Genomic DNA, 525 nt, shown 5'->3' on the forward strand with positions numbered 1-525 from the left:
ATCACTGCATTTTATAATTTCCTAAATTGACAACTATACCGTCTAGACGGTATAGTTAATGTAACAAGTAAAAAATGGAGGATTTATATGTCTACTTCAAATTCTAAAGATAAAAAGAAAAGCATACTAATCGCTGCTGCTGATATTGTTAAGGAAGAAGGTGTTGCAAAACTCACTTTAGAAGCTGTCGCAAAAAAAGCCGACCTAAGCAAAGGCGGCTTGCTTTATCACTATTCAAGTAAAGAAGCATTAATTAAAGGAATGGTACAAGACTGGACTTACAATTATTTTAATGGTATTGAAACTTTAGTTAAGAATAATACCAATAGTAAAGTTGGCAATTGGACTAATGCTTATATCAAATCAACATTATCCGATTTAAACAATGACAAACGCCTATCTTCTGCTCTAATAGCAGCAATGTTTACTAATCCAAGCTTACTGGAAGAATACAAAAAAGAATATAACACCTTACTTGGTAAACTAATGAGCGATAATATAGACCCAATCAAAGTTACATTAATA

Annotated in this window: 1 protein-coding gene; it reads left to right on the top strand. The window is 31.6% G+C overall.

Annotation, left to right across the window (positions count from 1 at the left end; all coding sequences use genetic code 11):
• Window positions 1–87: 87 nt before the first annotated feature.
• Window positions 88–525 (top strand): TetR/AcrR family transcriptional regulator (locus tag DL239_RS21135; protein WP_240932106.1); only part of this gene is annotated, 438 nt, incomplete at its 3' end.

Origin of the sequence: Parasedimentitalea denitrificans (genome assembly GCF_011813015.1) — a bacterium.
Taxonomy (GTDB): domain Bacteria; phylum Pseudomonadota; class Alphaproteobacteria; order Rhodobacterales; family Rhodobacteraceae; genus Parasedimentitalea; species Parasedimentitalea denitrificans.